Raw genomic sequence first — 16,808 nt, 5'->3', positions numbered from 1 at the left:
CTCCCTTCCGCTCAGGTGAGGCCGAGCGTCACCAGCGCAAGCACCACATAGCGTCCCGTCTTCGCAACGGCGACCAGCAGAAGGAAGCGCCAGAACGGTTCGCGCATCACGCCGGCGGCCAGTGTCAGCGGATCGCCGATGACCGGCGCCCAGCTCAGCAGCAGCGACCAATAGCCCCAGCGACGGTACCAGCCGCTCGCCCGTTCCAGCGCCGAGGGCTTCACGGGAAACCAGCGCCGGTCCTGCCAGCGCAGCAACTGCAGGCCCAGCGCCCAGTTGATGACGGAGCCCAGCGTGTTGCCCAGGCTCGCCACCGCCACCAACAGCCAAACGGGCTGCCCGCCCAAAAGCAGCAGCCCGACCAGCAGCGGTTCCGATGCCATGGGAAGCAGGCTGGCGGCGCCGAGCGCCACCGCAAACAACCCGAGAAGTTCCAGCATGCCAGCCACGGACATGGCTATGCCCGATTACGCGCTGGATGCAAACACGGCAGCCAGGCCGCGCGGGCCTGGCGCCGTGGCAGGTCACTGCGCGGCAGCCGAGGCTGCGCGCAGCGGGCCGTCGGAGACCAGGTTGAGCTCCGGATAGTCCTGCAGCATCGGCGCACCGTAGAAGGGCCGGTTGGCGCCCTGGTGGCAGGTAGCGCAGTTCACCTTCAACGCATCCCCGGCCGGACCGAGCCGCGGCATGTGCGGGCCTTCCGCCGGGCCGCGCGGATTGGCGGCCCACAGCGGCGTCAGCGGCACTACATAGTCGTTGTTGATGTCCCGCACCATGCGGATGCCGTGCCAGGCCGTCAGCCGCGACGGCGGACTGGTGGACCAGTTCGCGAAGGACCGGCTGTTGTGGCAGAAGGTGCAGTTCACGCCGAGACCCTCGGACATGTGCATCATCAGCGCATAGGTCCACTCGGTCTGCATGGTGCCCACCGGGTTGCCGTTCGGGTGCGCCGCCGTGCTGATCACGCGGATCTCCTGATCCTGCAGGAGGAAGGGCGTGAAGGGCTCGCCGGGCAGCGAACTGAGATTGGCGACCGGCGCGGGGTGGTTCTGACCACGCGAGGCCTGCAGGCCGTTATGCGGCAGGATGGTGGAGGCCCAGACCTCCGCCGGCACCGGGCGGCCCCGGTGGCAGGTGTAGCAGGTGACACCGGCTGCGCCGACATGCGGCGTCCAGTCCACATTGATGGTGCGCGTCATCTGCAGCATCCGGCGCGACACCACCTTGGTGTAGACTTCGTCGGACGCCATGTTCTCGACATTGTGGCAATAGGCGCAGCCCTGCTCCGGGGCGATCCACTCCGTCATCGCCTGCATGATGCGGCCGAACTGCGCGACGCTCAGTTCGCCCAGCACCTGGACGTTCTCGTAGATTTCGCGCGCCCTCTCGCCATCCGTATCGGCGGCTTCAAGCGCCTCCGGAACACGGTTGGCCGCGAGGCGCACCGCCTGGGTGCGCGGGTTGACCACCTGCTCCATCGCGACGCCACGGAAGCCTTGCTGGCTTGTGGTCACCGGTGGCCGTTCGAAGGTCATCAGCACGATCACGACGCAAAGGGCTGCGGCGAAGACCAGGCCGACGCGTGCGGTGAGGCTCATCGAGGCGCTCCTTGCATCGGGGCAGCGAGGGCCGGGTCGATGACCGGTTCCCAGATCTGCGGATAGGCCGGGGCGAAGTGGCGATCGACGGCCCAAAGGTACCAGTTGTCCACCACCGTGCCGGTCAGCAGGATGCCGATGCCGCCTGTCAGCGGGCAGAGCACGGCGAACCACCAGGCCCAGCGATGGATGCTCTCGAAGCTGGCATTGAAGCCCATGCACCAGCGCCAGAACAACGCACCACGTTCAGCCGCCGTGCCACGATCCAGCACCAGCTCGATCTCACGCTCACCGCCGTAGCGGCCCAGTGCCAGGATGGTCGCACCATGCATGGCGAACAGCAGGGTGGAGCCGTACAGGAACACGATCGAAAGCGCATGGAACGGGTTGTAGAACAGGTTGCCGTAGCGAATGGAGAATGCCGCGGTCCAGTCGAGATGCGGGAAGATGCCGAAGGGCACCGCCTCGCTCCAGGACCCCATCAGCACGGGGCGGATGAAGCCCAGAACCAGATACAGCCAGATCGCGGCGGCGAAGGCCCAGGCCACATGCGTGCCCATGCCGAGTGCACGTGCGCGGCGGTAGGTCCGCGCCCACCACAGCAGGATGGACACCGTCAGGCAGAAGCCGGCGGCGATCCACCAGCCGCCTTCGCGCAGCGGCGGAATGCGAAGCCCGTATTCAGCCGAAGGCGGCTCCAGCGCCAGCCAGAAAAGCTGACGGATGAACTGGACGACGTCCCAGTTCACGGAGGCCAGCATGTTGAGGCCGATGATCTCGAAGGCGATGAAGCCGAAGATGATCGAGAGCACGCCGAGCGTGCCGAGATAGACGGGCCCGACCTGGGCATCTCCGATCTTGCCGAACAGGCTGACAAAGGTGCCAGGCGTCTCGCGTTCGGAGTTGCCCGCGAGCAGCTGGGCGGTGCCCATCGGCGTACCCGGATAGGGCACCGGCCCCCGGACCTGCACCCGGGTAAAGAGGTTCTGATATTCAGGCATCTGCGTGATCCCCCCTTCCCGTCACTTGTTCCAGATCGGCAGGTTGAGCCACCAGCCCCACCATTCCGGCCAGCCCTGGGTCCAGAACGGCCCGCTGATGACAATGCACACCGCGCTCCAGAACCCCGCCGACAGCGCCAGGAACAGACCGAGGCGATGGATGCCGAGCGTGCCGATCGAGTAGCCGATCAGGTCGCGGAAGTAGGTGTTCTCATGTTCGGCCGTCTTCACCACTTCGCCCTTGGCCGGATTCAGCGCGGACAGCACCAGGCCACCATGCATCGACAGCGCGAGCGTGGTGGTGAAGAAGAACGTCACCGCCAGCATGTGCGCCGGGTTATAGTGGAAGTGCAGGTGCTGGTAGCCGACGTTGGAAACCCAATCGAGGTGGCTGAAAATGCCGTAGGGGAAACCGTGTCCCCAGGCGCCCATCAGCACGGGGCGGATGACCACCAGCGTGATGTAGGCGAAGACCGCAACGCTGTAGGCGATGGGGATGTGATAGCCCATGCCCAGCTTGCGGGAGATCTCGGCCTGGCGAAGTGTCCACGACACGAAGGCGCCAATCGCGCACACCGTGATCGCCTGCCAGAGCCCACCCTCGGCCATCGGCGCCAGGCGCAGACCATAGCTGAGGTCCGGCGGTGCGATGTTGATGAGCCAGGGGTTGAAGGTGCCACCCATCGCCGCGCCCATCAGGATCAGGCCCACACCGAGGAAGGTGAAGAAGGCCGTGGTGACCCCAAAGAACCCGATCCAGAACGGGCCTATCCAGAAATCGAACAGGTCGCCGCCCACCAGGGTGCCCCCGCGGACGCGATATTTCCGCTCGAAAGTCATTATCGCCATCGCATGACGCTCCCTTATGGGCGGGGCCTAGTGCCCGCCTGCCTGTGTCGTCGTCCCGGGCAGCGGACGAGGGCCGCTGTACTGGCCTCGCCCGCTGCCGCGGAGCGACACCGGCGCCTTCGCCCTGCTTTAACGCAGGGCTCCGACCGGTTGCCCCGGCGTGAAGGTCGCAGGCGTCGCGCACCAGCCCCAATGGTCGCAGTAGCGGGGGGATGCGAGCACGACGACGTGCAGCAACCCCGACACGGCGATCACGCCGACCATCGCCAGGAACAGCGAACGGCGCGGGTCGACTACCATCCAGATCTTATGCATTGCTTGTATCTCCTATCTCTCGTCGAACACCGCGCCTCAGAAGAAGCGCCAGTCCGGCGGGACGATCTGGTTGCCGTAGACCAGCGGGCGCCACAGCCACACCAGGATATGCGCGCCCATCGAAGCGAACACGGAGAACGCCCAACCCTGGATCAGCAGGGAGTGGATCTCGCGTGCCTCGCCTTCGGTCAGGCCGGTCTTTGAGCTTTCGGCCATGATGATGACCTCCATTTTGCCTTTCGGCCGCCACCGCGCTGATCCCGCGCGGCTGGGATGGAATCGGCGGGAAACCGCCAAGGCCGTACCGCGAACCGCTTGTGGCAGCACGCTGGAACGGAAGGATGCAGGGGCCGCATCATGCGACGCCCTCTGCAACGGGGTGCGCGACCACATCGCCCAGCGTGTGCCGGACGCGTTCGCGGGAAATTCGTGGCTCGCCAGCCGCGCGCGCTGCCTGCTCCACCGACTCGCGCAGCCGCTTGGCCGCCGAGATCCGAAGCAGGAAGGGCTCGGCCTCCACATGCGCATCGAGCAACGCGACGGCATCATCGTCCCACGGCTCCGCCGCACGCGCCGGCGTGGGATCCACGCGGTCGAGGTCGGTGCCGAGCGGCAGGATGTGGAACAGCGCGTCGAACAGCGCGTTGCAGTATTCCTGCACGATGTAGGTCGCGCCGGCGTAGCCCATGAAGGGCGTGCCTGTGGCACGGCGGATGATCGCACCCGGGAAGCTGGCCGGGATGTACATGGCGCGGGACTTCAGCTCCGCCGCATACATGCGTTCATTGTAGCTGCCGAACAGCACCAGCGGCGGCGAGTTCTTCATCGCCTGGCGCACCGCCGCATTATCCGGCTTCTCGCCGGCCATGCGGCTGAAGGCGAAGGCACAGGGCACGCCCATTTCCTCGCCGAGGAAGCGCTGCAGGCCGCGCGTGTAGGTATCGGTGGCGACGACCGCGAAGCTGGCGGAGGCGAAGAAATCCTGCGTGACGCTGCGCCACAGATCCCAGATCGGCTTGATCGTGGTGTGCTTCTCCCGCTCGATGAACGGCTCGGGGTCGAGGCCCGTCATCTCGCCGAGCTTGCGGAGGAAATTGGTGGTGGCGAACAGGCCCATCGGTGCGCGCAGCCAGGGGCGTTCCAGCTCCTCGCACAGCTTCTGGCCGAATTCGCGATACATGCAGACGTTGACATCCGCATCCGGCAGCTTGGCGATATCCTCGACATGGCTGCCGAGCGGGAACACCAGGTTCACTTCGCAACCGATGCCTTCGACCAGGCGGCGGATCTCGGCCAGGTCGGACGGCATGTTGAAGGTGCCGTAGATCGGGCCGATGATGTTCACGCGCGGCGTGGTGCCGAGCTTTGGGTTGCGCGCGCGCATCTTGCGGCCGCGGGCGCCGAATTCGGTCCACAGCCACATGATGGCGCGATCCGCGGCCTGCCACTGATCCTCGTCGATGGTGCGGCAGATGAAGCGCTGCAGGTTGCTGCCCTGTGGCGTCACGCCACCACCGATCATCTCTGCGATCGAGCCGGTGACGACCACGGCCGGCAATTCCCGGTCCTGCGTGCCGGCGGCGCGGCGCATGGAATCCTCGGTGCCGTTCTTGGACAGGCTGTCTTCGTCGAGGCCGGTGACGACCACCGGCAACTCATGCGGTGGCAGCGCATCCGTGTAGTGCAGCACGGCGGTGACGGGCAGATTCTCGCAGCCCACCGGGCCGTCGATCACCACGCGCAATCCGCGCACGGCGGAGAAGGCGTAGATCGCGCCCCAATAGCCACCAGCCCGATCGTGATCGAGGACGAGCATGCGTCAGGTCCCCACCGATTCTTCGGCTTTCGCCTTGGCGGCCTGGATCTTGCGTTGACGCTCCCGGAAGCCCGGCGGGTCCACCGGCTTCTCGCGGAAGCCGTAGCCCGCGCCATCCGGCGTGCCGACACCTTCGAAGAAGCTGACCATGCGGCCGAAGCGCTCCCGCCCCTTGGTCTGCGCCGCGACGATCCCGGCCATGGAACCGGCACCAGGCGCGCCGAACAGCGGCCGGGCGGAGACCATGTTCGTGAAGTACAGCGCGGGGATGCCGAGCTCCTTGGCCTTCTGCACCAGCGGCGTGGTGCCGAGCGCCAGGTCCGGCTTCACCTCCCGCATCGCCGCCATGTCCTGCTCCAGGCTGGCACGGAACTGCACATGCGTGCCGCGCGCCTCCAGCCATTCACGGTCGGCGTCGGACCACTCGGTGCGCGGGCATGCGGTGCCGACATAGGGCACCTCCGCGCCGGCTTCCGACAGCAGCCGTGCCACCAGCAATTCGGAACCCTCGTAGCCGGAGACGGTGATACGCGCGTTGATCGGGGCGGCTTCCAGTGCCGCCTTGATCGCCGGCAGCGCGCGCGCCTTGGCGGCATCGAGCTGCGCGGCGCTGGTGCCGGTGGCGCGTGCGATGGCCTCCAACCAAGCCGCCGTGCCGTCATGCCCGACAGGGCCGGAGCCGACCACAGGTCGGCCGGCGGCACGGAATTCGCGGATGCTGGCGGTGTAGAAGGGGTGCACCGCGGCGGCGACTTCGCAGTCCAGCGCGGCATAGAGGTCACGCCATTCGCGTGCCGGTGTCTGCGGTGCGACGGTCAGGCCCATCGGCGCAAGCATCGCGCCGACACCCATCGGGTCCGCTGGAAACAGCTCGCCAATCAGCGCGACACTGCGCGCGCCATCCACCATCTGCCGCGGTCGCGCCACGGGACCGGCCTCGGCCTCGCCACGGGCGTAGCGCAGCATGGCGCCGGCCAGCACATCCTTGGCTTCCGCATGCGTCGGCACACCAAAGCCCGGCACGTCGATACCGATGATGCGGACGCCGTTGATCTGCTTCGGCAGCAGGTCGAGCGGCACGCCGGAGGCGGTGGGCACACACAGGTTGATGATGACAACAGCGTCGTAGTCTTCCGGCTTCGCGGTCTCCGTCACCGCATCGCGGATATCCTCGAACAGCTTGCCGGTCACCAGCGTCTCGGAATTGAAGGGCACATAGCCCACCGTGCGCCGCGCACCGTAGAAATGGCTGGTGAAGGTCAACCCGTACACGCAGCAGGCGCTGCCCGACAAAATCGTCGCCGTGCGCCGCATCCGCAGCCCGACGCGCAAGGATCCGAAAGCCGGGCACATGCTCTGTGGCTGGTCATGCGGACCGCGCGGGTAGTTCTTGGTCAGCTCGTCCATCACCAGAGACTTGCCGGCGGCGCGCGCGGCGGCCTCCAACGTCTCACGGCCTCCGTGGCAGCCTGCGGTCTCGGTCATGATTCAGGCGCCCTCATAGACGACTTCGAGGGACGGCTTGTTCAGCACCTCGGCGCCGCACATGTCTTCCATCGTTGCCGGGTCGAGCACGACGCCGCGGCCGACCGCATCGCCCTTGAACAGGTTCAGCAGATTCTCATGCGTCAGCGGGTAGGGCCGCACCGGCGGTGCGCCTGCGACCTGCAGGGCGAGTTCCTCGAACACGCTGGCCCATTGGCCACCTGGCACGCCGACAATCTCGTAATTGGCGGACTTGCGCCGGATGTCGTCATCGGCCGGGATGGCGGCCAGCACCGGGATGCCGACTTCCTTCGCGAAGGCCTGCGCCTCCCCGGTTCCGTCATCCTTGTTGATGACCATGCCGGCCACGCCGACATTGCCGCCGAGCTTCTTGAAGTACTCAACCGCGGAGCAGACGTTGTTCGCCACATACAGCGACTGCAGGTCGTTCGATCCGACCACGATCACCTTCTGGCACATGTCGCGTGCGATCGGCAGGCCGAAGCCGCCGCAGACCACGTCGCCCAGGAAGTCGAGCAGCACGTAGTCGAAATCCCACTGGTGAAAGCCGAGCTTCTCCAGCAATTCGAAGCCGTGGATGATGCCGCGCCCGCCGCAGCCGCGGCCGACTTCCGGGCCGCCGAGCTCCATGGCGAAGACGCCGTCGCGCTTGAAGCAGACATCGCCGATCTTCACCGCCTCACCGGCCGCCTTCTTCTTCGAAGACGTTTCGATGATCGTCGGCACGGAACGGCCGCCGAACAGCAGGCTGGTGGTGTCGGATTTCGGGTCGCAGCCGATCAGCAGCACGCGCTTGCCCTGCTGCGCCATCATGTAGGACAGGTTCGCCAGGGTGAAGGACTTGCCGATGCCGCCCTTGCCGTAGATGGCGATGATCTGCGTTTCCTTCTTCACAGGCCCCGTCGCCACCGCGTCCGGCTCCTGCTCCGCTTCCGCCCGCAGCGCATCCGCCATGCTCTGCTGTGCGGACGGCGCGGGCTGTGAACCGGTTTGTGCGGTCATGAGCATGCTCTCCAATCGAGGATCATCTTGAGGCACGCCGGGTCATTGAAGGCGGTACGGTAGGCGTCCGGTGCGGCCGTCGCGTCACGCCGATGCGTGATCAGGCCTTCGAAGGACAGACGCCCGGCATCGAGCAAGTCACGCACTGCAATCAGATCCGGCTCCCGCCATTCCGCGGCGACACGGAACCGCGCCTCCCGCATGAAGGCGGGTGGAAAAGAGAAGCTGAGCGGCGCGCTGTAGAAGCCCGCCAGCACGATCTCGCCGCCCGGCGCCAGGCGCTGCACCAGCGTGTCGAGCAATCCACTGTCGCCACTGACATCGCAGATGCTGCGATAATCACGCCGCGCGTCGTTTTCAGGCGCCACGACCTGGTAGCCCATGGCCCCATCGGCACGCGCCGGGTTGGTCTCCCACACCGTGGGCGCACCACCGGCCGCCACCACCAGCCGCGCCACCAGCCGGCCGAGCACGCCATGGCCGATGATCAGCTCCGGCAGTTCCGCCGCGATGGCATGCTGCGCGGTGCCGGCGAGGGCCATCAGCACGCCATCTTCGCCCAGCGCCTCATCGATCGGCACGGCCCGCGCACCTGGCACAACCAGACGCGAAGCGGCGCCACCAAAAAGCCCACGCACCGGACCGAAGCACTTCGCACCAGGCACGAAGACCCGCTCACCCACACGACGCTTCGAGGCGGCACCAGCGGAGGCCACGCGGCCCACCGATTCGTAGCCAGGCACCAGCGGGTAGCCCATGCCCGGGAAGGGCGGCATCCGGCCGGACCACAGCAGACGCTCGGTGCCGGTGCTGATCCCGCTCCATTCCACATCCACCACGATGTCCTCCTCGCCCGGAGGCGTGAGGTCGAGGCGGCTGAGAACGAGACGTTCCGGCGCTTCCAGCAAGACTGCCACCGTGTCCACCTGGACGGTTGCTCCCTTTTCCTTGTGTGTCAGCCTACCCTGACAGTCGCACATGTCAAGACAAACTGACATGCGAGCGTCAGGTAATGCTGACATCGGCGACAAGCACCTGGGTCAGCAGCGGCGTCGGCGTCGGCAGGGCTCGGCTGCGGGCGAATCCTGCGGCAGCGAGCATGGCTTGCAGCTCCTCCGCACGGCGCGGACGGCCGCGGCCCATGGCCAGCAGGTAGAAGCCGAAATACGCCTCCCCCATCGGCTCGGCGCCGCTGGTGCCGGCCATCGGCTCGGCAATCAGCAGGCGGCCGCCGGGTGGCAGCGCGGCGCGGGCAGCGCGCAGCAGGCCCAGCACCACGGCATCGTCATGGTCGTGCAGCACGCGGACGAAGCTGATGAGGTCGGCGCCCTGCGGCAGCGGATCGGTGCTGAAATCGCCGCCGAACACCTGCGAACGATCAGCCAGGCCGCGCGAAGCAAAACGCGCCGTGGCACGCGCCGCCACCTGGGGCAGGTCGAACAGCATCAGCCGCAGATCGGGCGCGGCCGGGGCGACCTCCGCCAGGAAGGCCCCCTCCCCGCCGCCGACATCGAGCAGCGCGCGGTGGCGCCGGAAATCGTAGCTGGCCAGCACCTCCGCCGCGACCATGGGCTGGGAGGCCGCCATCAGCGCGGAGTAATCCGCAACGCGCTCCGCCCCCAGCGCCTCGGGCGCATCGGCACCGGCATAGGCCCAGTAATTGGACAGCGCATTGCCACCGCGGTCACGCCGCAGCAGCGCCACCGGATCGGCCAGATCGGCGTAGAGCAGCGCGTGGTGCTCCACCATGGCGGCGATGCCGGGATTGCCGATCATCGCCGCCCCGAGCGGCCCCAGCACCCACATGCCGTCCTGGCGTTGGCGGGTCAGGTCCAGCGCGGCGGCGGCGGCCAGCAGGCGGCCCATTGCCTCCGGCGGCACCGCCAGGCGGAGCGCCAGAGCAGCCTCGCTGGCGGGCGATTCATGCAGCATCTCGAACAGCCGCAGCCGCACGCAGGCGGCCAGCACCTGCGAATAGACAAAGCCGGCGCAGAGATCGAACAACTGCCGCGCCCGGCGCCGCGCCACCGGCCGGGTCAGCGGAAAGCGTGCGGCCCAGGCGCGGAAGCGCGGATTGGCCGTGACGCCTTCGCGCCACGCGCGAAAGCGGTCCATCAGGCCGGGTGCGGGAATGGCGGGCGCCTGCATGGCGGGTTTCACGCCGCCTGGGCGGCCAGCTTCGCCGGCATCAGGCGCTTCGACTCGGCCAGGATCAGGCCACGCAGCAGCGCCTGGCCGCGGCATTCCGGAATCGCCGCCACCGCCTGTTCGGACAGCGCCAGCAGCCGTGCCACCGCGCCGGCGAGGCCGAATTCGGCCACCGCGCTCGGCCGCCCGAGCGCCTTGTCCACACCCACGGGCTTGCCGATGGTGGCCTCATCCTCCACCGCGTCGCGCAGGTCATCCGCCACCTGGTAGGCCTCGCCCAGCCGGTCGCCGAGCAGGCGCCAGGCTTCCGGCTCCGCATGGCCCGCGGCAGTGGCGCCGGCGACGGTCGCGGCGGCGAACAGGCTGCCGGTTTTCTGCCGCTGGTATTCGGAAAGGTCGGCGCGCGGCTCGCACTCCCAGGCCTGGCCGGCGACGATGCCGAAGGGCACGCCGACGCCATCGCCGACGATCAACAGCAACGGGCCCAGCCGTTCCGGCCCCGCCGGCGCGGCCCGCGCCAGGGTCTGGAAGGCCAGCACGATCAGCGCATCGCCGGCCAGTACGGCCAGTGGCTCGCCGAAGGCGCGGTGCACGCTGGGCTTGCCGCGGCGGGTGGCGGCATCGTCGAAGCAGGGCAGGTCGTCATGCACCAGGCTGGCGCAATGCAGCAGTTCGATCGCCGCGGCGGCGGCGGAGGACAGCGCCGGGCGGTCATCGCCGCAGGCCGCGGCCACCGCGAGTGTCAGCCGCGGGCGGATGCGCCCGCCCTTCGGAAACACCGCATGCCGCATGGCCGCCGCAAGCCGGGGCGGTGCACCGGCCGCTTCGGCGCAAAGCACCGCATCCGCCAGGCTGGCTTCGATCCGCGACACCGTATCCATTGGCAACCTCCCGAACGCGCCGGCCTGATGTAAGTCCAGCTTGTCAGTCCGGAGTGTCAGACTTTCTTGACAGTCAAGTCAACCGTCATTCGGTCACGCGGGCTTGAGGCGCAGCGAGGCCCTGTACGCCCCACTTGACAGTCGCGGGGTCCTTGCCGGCCATCGCCGGCACCGGGCCGTCCGTGGAACCTGAATGGGGGAAGCGAACGATGGCTGAGGCTATGACCACCACGCGACATCTCGATCTCTCCCCGCCGGCGCTGCGGCGCATCGGGCTGGGGGATCTGCGCGCCGCCCTGCGCGAGGGCTGGGCTGATTTCCTGGCCACGCCGACGCAGTTGATGTTCCTCTGTGTCCTCTATCCACTCATCGGGCTGGTGGCGGCCACGCTGGCGGCGGGGGGCGAGGTGATGCACCTGTTCTACCCGATGGCCGCCGGCTTCGCCCTGGTCGGCCCGCTTGCCGCGCTCGGCCTGTATGAGATCAGCCGGCGGCGGGAGGCCGGGCAGCCGACCCATTGGACCGATGTGTTCGGTGTGCTGCGTGCACCGGCTCTGCCGGCCATCATCGGCCTCGGCGTACTGCTGCTGGTTGTGTTCCTCGCCTGGCTTTGGGCGGCGGATGCGATCCATGCGGCCACCCTCGGCACGCTGGCGCAGGACCCGCGCTTCAACGGCGGCGGCCTGGCGCTGCTGGAACAGGTCTTCGGCACGTCGGAGGGGCAGCGCATGCTGCTGCTGGGCCACGTGGTTGGACTTGGCTTCGCCGCGCTGGTGCTGGCGCTGACGGTGGTGTCCTTTCCCATGCTGCTGGACCGGCCGCAGGCCGGGCTGGGGCAGGCCATCGGCACCTCGCTGCGCGTGGTCGCGAAGAATCCACTGCCGATGGCGGCCTGGGGGCTGATTGTGGCGGTGCTGCTGCTGCTCGGCTCGCTGCCGCTGTTCATCGGGCTGGCCGTCGTGCTGCCGGTGCTGGGGCATGCGACCTGGCATCTGTACCGGCTGGCGGTGGTGCGCTGAGACTCAGCGCGCCATCGGACCCAGAGTCGCACTTTCCGCCAGGCGATCGAACAGGGCGACAGCGCGGGCAATCCGCTCCGCCAGCCGATCTTTGGACAGCGGCGCCTGCGCGGCCACCGCTTCCACCAGGAAGCGGGTCGCCGGCAGGGGTGGTGCCGGATTGGCGGCGCGCCGGGCGGTCAGCGCCGCGGCGCCACGCGCCATCAGCAGCGCCTTGCTGCGGTTCGGCACCATGGCGCGCCGGCTGACCGAATCGCCGCCCTGGCGTTCCACCGCGCGGCCGATCCCGGCATAGACGTGGCGCGCGGCGCCGATGCCCGCACGGCAATCCCAGGGCAGCCGGGCGAAGCCATCCTCCGCCCGCGCATACAGCACATCCGCCGCATCCAGCAGCCGCTGCACCACACGGCCGAGCGCCGGGGTGAAGACCGGCCGGGCGAGGAATTCCTCCGCCGAAATCGCTTCCTGCGCCAACCAGTCGAGCGGCAAATAGAGCCGGCCATTGCGCGCGTCCTCTCCCACATCGCGGGCGATGTTGGTGAACTGCATGGCCACGCCGAGGTCACAGGCACGCGCGAGCGCGGCGGCATCGCGCACCCCCATCAGCAGCGTCATCATCGCGCCGACCGTGGCGGCAACACGCGCGGCATAGCCCTCCAGCGCTGCGAGATCGGCGTAGCGCCGGCCCTCGCCATCCCAGGCGAAACCCTCAAGCAGCGCGGCGGGCAGCACCTGCGGGATGGCAAAATCCCGGACCACCACGGCGAAGGCGCGATCCGCCGCATGCGCCTGCGGCCGCCCGGCATAGATCGCATCCAGCCTGCGCTGCAGCGGCGGCAGGGCCGCGACGGGGTCCGGCGCCTCATCGATCGCGTCATCGGCGACGCGGCAGAAGGCATAGAGCGCCGCCGCCGGTTCCGCGATTCGCGCCGGCAGCAGTAGTGAAGCAGCCCGGAAGGATTTCGACCCGCTGGCGAGCATGGCGCGGCAGGCGGCACGATCCTCGGCGGCTAGACCCTGCAACCTGTTCATGCCGCCAGCGCCCCCGCGCATTCCTGCTGAATGAGAGTCGCAACCTGCGCCGGCTGTTCCTCATGTGCCAGATGGCCAAGCCCTGGCAGCGTGACGATTCGCGCGGTGGGCAGGCGCTTTCGCACGGCCTCCGCCTGCACCGGTGGCACCGCGCGATCCTCGGCTCCCACCACCAGCACCAGGCGCGGCGCCAGCCTCGGCAGGTCGCGCAGCAGCGGCACCAGATCCCAATGCGCCATCATGCCCAAGGCCGCGGCCAGATGGCCGGAATGGCGGAACAGCCGGGCGTAGAGATCGACGCCGCGCGCCTCGATCCGGCTGCCGGTATCGCGCAACAACCGCTCCGCCACCGCGCGATCCGCGGCCCGCCAGGCGAACAGGCTCGGCACGAAGGGCAGGCCCACCAGCATCCGCGCCGTGCGCGTGAAGAAGGCGGCGTGGCGATCCCCCAGCGGCTGCAGGGCGCCATTCAGGCTGAGGATGCAATCCGGTGCGATGCGCCCATCGAGCGCCATGCGCAGCAGGATCGCCGCCCCCGCCGAATGACCCGCCGCCAGCACCGGCCGCATCCCGAGCACGCCGAGCAACGCTGCGACGGAGGCCGCCATATGCGGCAGCGAAAGCCGCACCGCCGGCACGCCATCCGAGAATCCATGGCCTGGCAGATCGGGCGCCACCACGGTGAAGTCGCGCGCCAGCAGCGGCATCAGGTCGCGCCAGGAATGCGTGGCCGCGGCGGTGCCGTGCAGCAGCAGCAGCACAGGCCCCTGGCCCATCACCTGCACATGCCAGCGCAGCCCGGCAGCGGTGACGAATCGGCTCGCCGCCCGGTTCGGCCAGTCGCGACCCTCGATGTTCCAGTTGGGGCGTTCGGCCATCACGCCACCTCCCGTGTCGTCGCCACCGCGGCCGACAGCTTTTGCGAATCCACGCTGGGCAAAGCCAGGTAGCGGGCCCCCATCGCCTCGGCCAGCTGCTTCGCGAAGGGTTGCGGGCGCGGTGCGGTATCGACCAGCAGCGTGGCAATCCCGGCGGCGCGGCAGGGTGCTGCGGCAGCCAGCGCATCGGCCTCGGCGCGCGGGCGGCCCGCCGTGCCGTCGCGGGCGATATTGGCGCGGCCATCGGTCAGCAGCACCAGCAGCGGCGTGCGGCCTCGGCGGCGCGCTTCCTCGGCCAGCGCCATGGCCGCATCGATGCCGGCGGCGAGCGGCGTGGCGCCTCCACCTGGAAGCCCAGCGAGGCTGCGCTTGGCACGCAGAAGCGAATTGGTCGGCGGCAACAGCAGCTCCGCCGCGCGGCCGCGGAAGGCGACCACGGCGACGCGGTCGCGCCGCACATAGCAATCGGCCAGCAGCAGTTCCACCGCGCCCTTCGCCTCGGCAAGCCGCGCGAGCGCGGCGGAGCCGGAAGCATCGACGGCGAAGATCGCGGTGGTTTCGGTATGCTGCTGGAAGCGCAGCAGGCGGACGTCATCCTGTTTCACCAGCACCAGCGGGCCGGGCCGGTCGCCACGTTCCCGCCGGCGAATGCCCTGCCAGGGTGCGGCCGCGCGCAGCGTCTCCACCAGCGACAGCCTGGCACCGGCCCGCAGCGCACCTGCGCGCGTGCCGATTGGGCGGCCACGCAGTGCGGACATGCGGCGCTGGCCTTCCCGACCCTGCGCGCCCGCCTGCCGCGCCGCATCACGCGCGCCGGCGCCGAGCGCAGCAAGCAGCCCAGCGGGCAGCGCCGCGCGCGTCGCTTCCAGCAGCATCTCCTGCAATTCCTGCGGGCCGGGCTGCGGCTCGGGCTGGTCGCTGTCCTGCGGGTTCTCCTCCGGCGAGGGCGGTGGCTCCGCCTGGTCGGGATCCGATTCGGGCAGGCGGGTCGCCCGCGGCCCATAGACCAGCCGCACGGCGAGCGCCGCATCCGCCTCCGTCACAGCCTCATGTCCGGCCAGCGCCGCGGCAGCCCGCGCGGCCCGCAGCGCGAACAGGGGCGCGCGGAGGGAGGCGATGCCGAACTGCATGGCGGCGCCGCACAGCGCGGCCAGCAGCGCATCGGGCACCGCAACCTGATCCAGCCGTGCACGGGCCACAGCGATCTGCGGGGCGGCACCCAGCGGCACAGTCTCCGGCTCCAGCCTGAAGGCGAGACGTTCCGCCAGCGCCGGCGGCAGCGTTTCCTCCTCCGTCAGCCCCTCATCCAGCGCGATCAGCGCAACGCGCGCCGGCAGCATCAGGTCCAGCCCGTCTCGCTGCACCGCTACGTGACCGGCATCCAGCACCGCGGCAAGCTTCGCCGCGGTATTCGCCTCCAGCCGTTCCGCCATGGGGGCGATGACCATGCCGCCATCGGCTTCCGCCAGCACGCCGCGTTCCAGCACAGGCCGTCCGGCGGCCAGTGTCCCGGCCAGGTCCAGCCCGCCGAGCAGCCGCGAATCGGGGATGCCGAGCGGCAGGCGCCGCCAGGGCGTGCCCGTGGGCAACGCCGCACGCAGCCCGGCAAGCCACCCTTCCCGCGCCGGACCCGGCGCCGCGCGCAGCACGGCGCCGCCGAGACCTGCGGGATCGACCGCCAGCAGCATCGCGGCCTGCACGGCATCCGAAGCGGGTGCCGCGGTGTCGGTCACGCGCCGAACAACTCGGTGACGGCGCGATCCACGCGGGTGGTGGCCACCGCTTCATCCAGCGGGTTGCGGCGCAGGCGGTGGCGCAAGGCGGGGGCGGCGATGCGGCGCAGATGCGGCACGCCCACCACCTCATCACCCTCCAGCGCCGCTAGGGCACGCGCCGTGCGGATCAGCGTGAGTTCGCCGCGCAGCCCATCCGTGCCGAGCGCCATGCACAGCCGCGCCGCATTTTCCAGCGTCACATCCGGCACCGCGACCGCCGGCAGCAGCGCACGCGCCGCCAGGATCTTCTCCCGCGTCGCTGCGGCGGCCTCCGCCCAGTTGGCGAGGAAGGTGGCGCCATCGCGCTCGAACGCATCGCGCCGCTTGATGACCTCGACGCGGGTCGCGAGGTCAGTCGGCGTGCGGACATCGACGGACAGGCCGAAGCGGTCCAGCAATTGCGGCCGCAGCTCTCCCTCCTCCGGATTACCGCTGCCGACCAGCACGAAGCGCGCCGGGTGGCGGATGCTGATGCCCTCCCGCTCCACCACATTCTCGCCCGAGGCGGCGACATCCAGCAGCAGGTCGACCAGATGGTCTTCCAGAAGATTCACTTCGTCGATGTAGAGGAAGCCACGATGCGCGCGGGCCAGCAGCCCGGGCTCGAAGGCCTTCTCGCCCTGCGCAAGTGCACGCTCGATATCCAGCGCGCCTGCAACCCGGTCCTCGGTCGCGCCCAGCGGCAGATCGACCACCGGCACCGGCACCGTGGCAACAACCAGATCCGTGGAGTCACGGCAGGCGTCGCACAGCCCCTCCGGCCGCGCCGGATCGCAGGAAAAGCGGCAGCCGGCAACAGCCTGCATCGGCGGCAGCAGCGCCGCGAGCGCACGTACCGCGGTGGATTTGCCGGTGCCGCGATCGCCGAACACCAGCACGCCGCCGATGGAAGGATCCACCGCCGCGATCAGCAGGGCGAGCTTCATCTCGTCCTGCCCGACAATGGCATCGAACGGGAAGACCGGCCGCGCTGTCATGGTCTTGCGGC

General features: G+C 69.3%; 17 protein-coding genes. 1 reads left to right on the top strand and 16 read right to left on the bottom strand.

Going from position 1 to position 16,808, the window contains the following annotated elements; translation table 11 throughout:
- Positions 1-11: 11 nt before the first annotated feature.
- The 12 genes from Q8S40_RS09685 to Q8S40_RS09630 form a co-directional block, all read right to left on the bottom strand.
- Positions 12-440, bottom strand: a complete 429-nt coding sequence (locus tag Q8S40_RS09685; RefSeq protein WP_371136824.1) for a YqaA family protein — start codon at positions 438-440, stop codon at positions 12-14.
- An 84-nt stretch (positions 441-524) separates the two neighbouring features.
- Positions 525-1,598 (bottom strand): photosynthetic reaction center cytochrome PufC, encoded by a 1,074-nt coding sequence (pufC, locus tag Q8S40_RS09680; RefSeq protein WP_304815804.1) that lies wholly within the window; start codon positions 1,596-1,598, stop codon positions 525-527.
- Complete coding sequence (gene pufM, locus Q8S40_RS09675; RefSeq protein ID WP_304815801.1) at positions 1,595-2,599, bottom strand: photosynthetic reaction center subunit M; 1,005 nt, start codon at positions 2,597-2,599, stop codon at positions 1,595-1,597. Before pufM ends, pufC begins: the two co-directional genes overlap by 4 nt.
- Positions 2,600-2,620: 21 nt before the next feature.
- Entirely contained in the window at positions 2,621-3,448 is an 828-nt protein-coding gene (gene pufL, locus Q8S40_RS09670; RefSeq protein ID WP_304815798.1) for a photosynthetic reaction center subunit L, read from the bottom strand.
- Between the two features lie 129 nt (positions 3,449-3,577).
- Positions 3,578-3,763, bottom strand: coding sequence for a light-harvesting antenna LH1, alpha subunit (gene pufA / locus Q8S40_RS09665; protein WP_304815797.1), 186 nt, complete (start codon positions 3,761-3,763; stop codon positions 3,578-3,580).
- 36 nt (positions 3,764-3,799) lie between these two features.
- Positions 3,800-3,979: a light-harvesting protein gene (locus Q8S40_RS09660; RefSeq protein ID WP_304815795.1), complete on the bottom strand. Its 180-nt coding sequence runs from the start codon at positions 3,977-3,979 to the stop codon at positions 3,800-3,802.
- 139 nt (positions 3,980-4,118) lie between these two features.
- Positions 4,119-5,579, bottom strand: coding sequence for a chlorophyllide a reductase subunit Z (bchZ, locus tag Q8S40_RS09655; RefSeq protein ID WP_304815792.1), 1,461 nt, complete (start codon positions 5,577-5,579; stop codon positions 4,119-4,121).
- Between the two features lie 3 nt (positions 5,580-5,582).
- Positions 5,583-7,064 (bottom strand): chlorophyllide a reductase subunit Y, encoded by a 1,482-nt coding sequence (bchY, locus tag Q8S40_RS09650; protein WP_305670208.1) that lies wholly within the window; start codon positions 7,062-7,064, stop codon positions 5,583-5,585.
- Positions 7,065-7,067: 3 nt separating this feature from the next.
- Complete coding sequence (locus tag Q8S40_RS09645) at positions 7,068-8,087, bottom strand: chlorophyllide a reductase iron protein subunit X (RefSeq protein ID WP_304815788.1); 1,020 nt, start codon at positions 8,085-8,087, stop codon at positions 7,068-7,070.
- Positions 8,084-9,013, bottom strand: a complete 930-nt coding sequence (gene bchC / locus Q8S40_RS09640) for a chlorophyll synthesis pathway protein BchC (RefSeq protein WP_305670207.1) — start codon at positions 9,011-9,013, stop codon at positions 8,084-8,086. Before bchC ends, Q8S40_RS09645 begins: the two co-directional genes overlap by 4 nt.
- A gap of 79 nt (positions 9,014-9,092) precedes the next feature.
- Positions 9,093-10,202 carry a methyltransferase gene (locus tag Q8S40_RS09635; RefSeq protein ID WP_305670206.1) on the bottom strand — a complete coding sequence of 370 codons (1,110 nt, stop codon included), beginning with the start codon at positions 10,200-10,202 and terminating at the stop codon, positions 9,093-9,095.
- A gap of 41 nt (positions 10,203-10,243) precedes the next feature.
- Complete coding sequence (locus tag Q8S40_RS09630; protein WP_304815782.1) at positions 10,244-11,116, bottom strand: polyprenyl synthetase family protein; 873 nt, start codon at positions 11,114-11,116, stop codon at positions 10,244-10,246.
- Positions 11,117-11,337: 221 nt separating this feature from the next.
- Between Q8S40_RS09630 and Q8S40_RS09625 the strand changes: the two genes are divergently transcribed.
- A complete protein-coding gene (locus tag Q8S40_RS09625) occupies positions 11,338-12,135 on the top strand; it encodes a DUF2189 domain-containing protein (protein WP_305670205.1) in 798 nt (265 codons plus the stop codon).
- Between the two features lie 3 nt (positions 12,136-12,138).
- Here the strand turns inward: Q8S40_RS09625 and Q8S40_RS09620 are convergent, their stop codons facing one another.
- The 4 genes from Q8S40_RS09620 to bchI are packed head-to-tail and all read right to left on the bottom strand — an operon-like array spanning position 12,139 to position 16,797.
- Positions 12,139-13,167, bottom strand: coding sequence for a phytoene/squalene synthase family protein (locus Q8S40_RS09620; RefSeq protein ID WP_305670204.1), 1,029 nt, complete (start codon positions 13,165-13,167; stop codon positions 12,139-12,141).
- On the bottom strand, positions 13,164-14,045 hold the full coding sequence (gene bchO, locus Q8S40_RS09615) for an alpha/beta fold hydrolase BchO (protein WP_304815776.1): 882 nt from the start codon (positions 14,043-14,045) through the stop codon (positions 13,164-13,166). The genes Q8S40_RS09620 and bchO overlap by 4 nt, the downstream gene beginning before the upstream one ends.
- Positions 14,045-15,778: a magnesium chelatase subunit D gene (locus tag Q8S40_RS09610; protein ID WP_305670203.1), complete on the bottom strand. Its 1,734-nt coding sequence runs from the start codon at positions 15,776-15,778 to the stop codon at positions 14,045-14,047. The genes bchO and Q8S40_RS09610 overlap by 1 nt, the downstream gene beginning before the upstream one ends.
- Positions 15,775-16,797 (bottom strand): magnesium chelatase ATPase subunit I, encoded by a 1,023-nt coding sequence (gene bchI / locus Q8S40_RS09605; RefSeq protein ID WP_304816075.1) that lies wholly within the window; start codon positions 16,795-16,797, stop codon positions 15,775-15,777. Before bchI ends, Q8S40_RS09610 begins: the two co-directional genes overlap by 4 nt.
- Positions 16,798-16,808 lie beyond the last annotated feature (11 nt).

Origin of the sequence: Falsiroseomonas sp., from assembly GCF_030695085.1 — a bacterium.
Lineage (GTDB): Bacteria > Pseudomonadota > Alphaproteobacteria > Acetobacterales > Acetobacteraceae > Falsiroseomonas.
This window is presented reverse-complemented; position numbering and strand designations above follow the sequence as displayed.

Bases quoted from the DNA above. Each gene is read 5' to 3' on its own strand.
- pufA (WP_304815797.1), bottom strand. From the start codon at position 3,763: ATGCATAAGATCTGGATGGTAGTCGACCCGCGCCGTTCGCTGTTCCTG.
- Q8S40_RS09620 (WP_305670204.1), bottom strand. From the start codon at position 13,167: ATGAACAGGTTGCAGGGTCTAGCCGCCGAGGATCGTGCCGCCTGCCGC.
- Q8S40_RS09660 (WP_304815795.1), bottom strand. From the start codon at position 3,979: ATGGCCGAAAGCTCAAAGACCGGCCTGACCGAAGGCGAGGCACGCGAG.
- pufM (WP_304815801.1), bottom strand. From the start codon at position 2,599: ATGCCTGAATATCAGAACCTCTTTACCCGGGTGCAGGTCCGGGGGCCG.
- pufL (WP_304815798.1), bottom strand. From the start codon at position 3,448: ATGGCGATAATGACTTTCGAGCGGAAATATCGCGTCCGCGGGGGCACC.
- bchY (WP_305670208.1), bottom strand. From the start codon at position 7,064: ATGACCGAGACCGCAGGCTGCCACGGAGGCCGTGAGACGTTGGAGGCC.
- Q8S40_RS09635 (WP_305670206.1), bottom strand. From the start codon at position 10,202: ATGGACCGCTTTCGCGCGTGGCGCGAAGGCGTCACGGCCAATCCGCGC.
- bchI (WP_304816075.1), bottom strand. From the start codon at position 16,797: ATGACAGCGCGGCCGGTCTTCCCGTTCGATGCCATTGTCGGGCAGGAC.
- Q8S40_RS09645 (WP_304815788.1), bottom strand. From the start codon at position 8,087: ATGACCGCACAAACCGGTTCACAGCCCGCGCCGTCCGCACAGCAGAGC.
- bchZ (WP_304815792.1), bottom strand. From the start codon at position 5,579: ATGCTCGTCCTCGATCACGATCGGGCTGGTGGCTATTGGGGCGCGATC.
- pufC (WP_304815804.1), bottom strand. From the start codon at position 1,598: ATGAGCCTCACCGCACGCGTCGGCCTGGTCTTCGCCGCAGCCCTTTGC.
- bchO (WP_304815776.1), bottom strand. From the start codon at position 14,045: ATGGCCGAACGCCCCAACTGGAACATCGAGGGTCGCGACTGGCCGAAC.
- Q8S40_RS09625 (WP_305670205.1), top strand. From the start codon at position 11,338: ATGACCACCACGCGACATCTCGATCTCTCCCCGCCGGCGCTGCGGCGC.
- Q8S40_RS09685 (WP_371136824.1), bottom strand. From the start codon at position 440: ATGCTGGAACTTCTCGGGTTGTTTGCGGTGGCGCTCGGCGCCGCCAGC.
- Q8S40_RS09630 (WP_304815782.1), bottom strand. From the start codon at position 11,116: ATGGATACGGTGTCGCGGATCGAAGCCAGCCTGGCGGATGCGGTGCTT.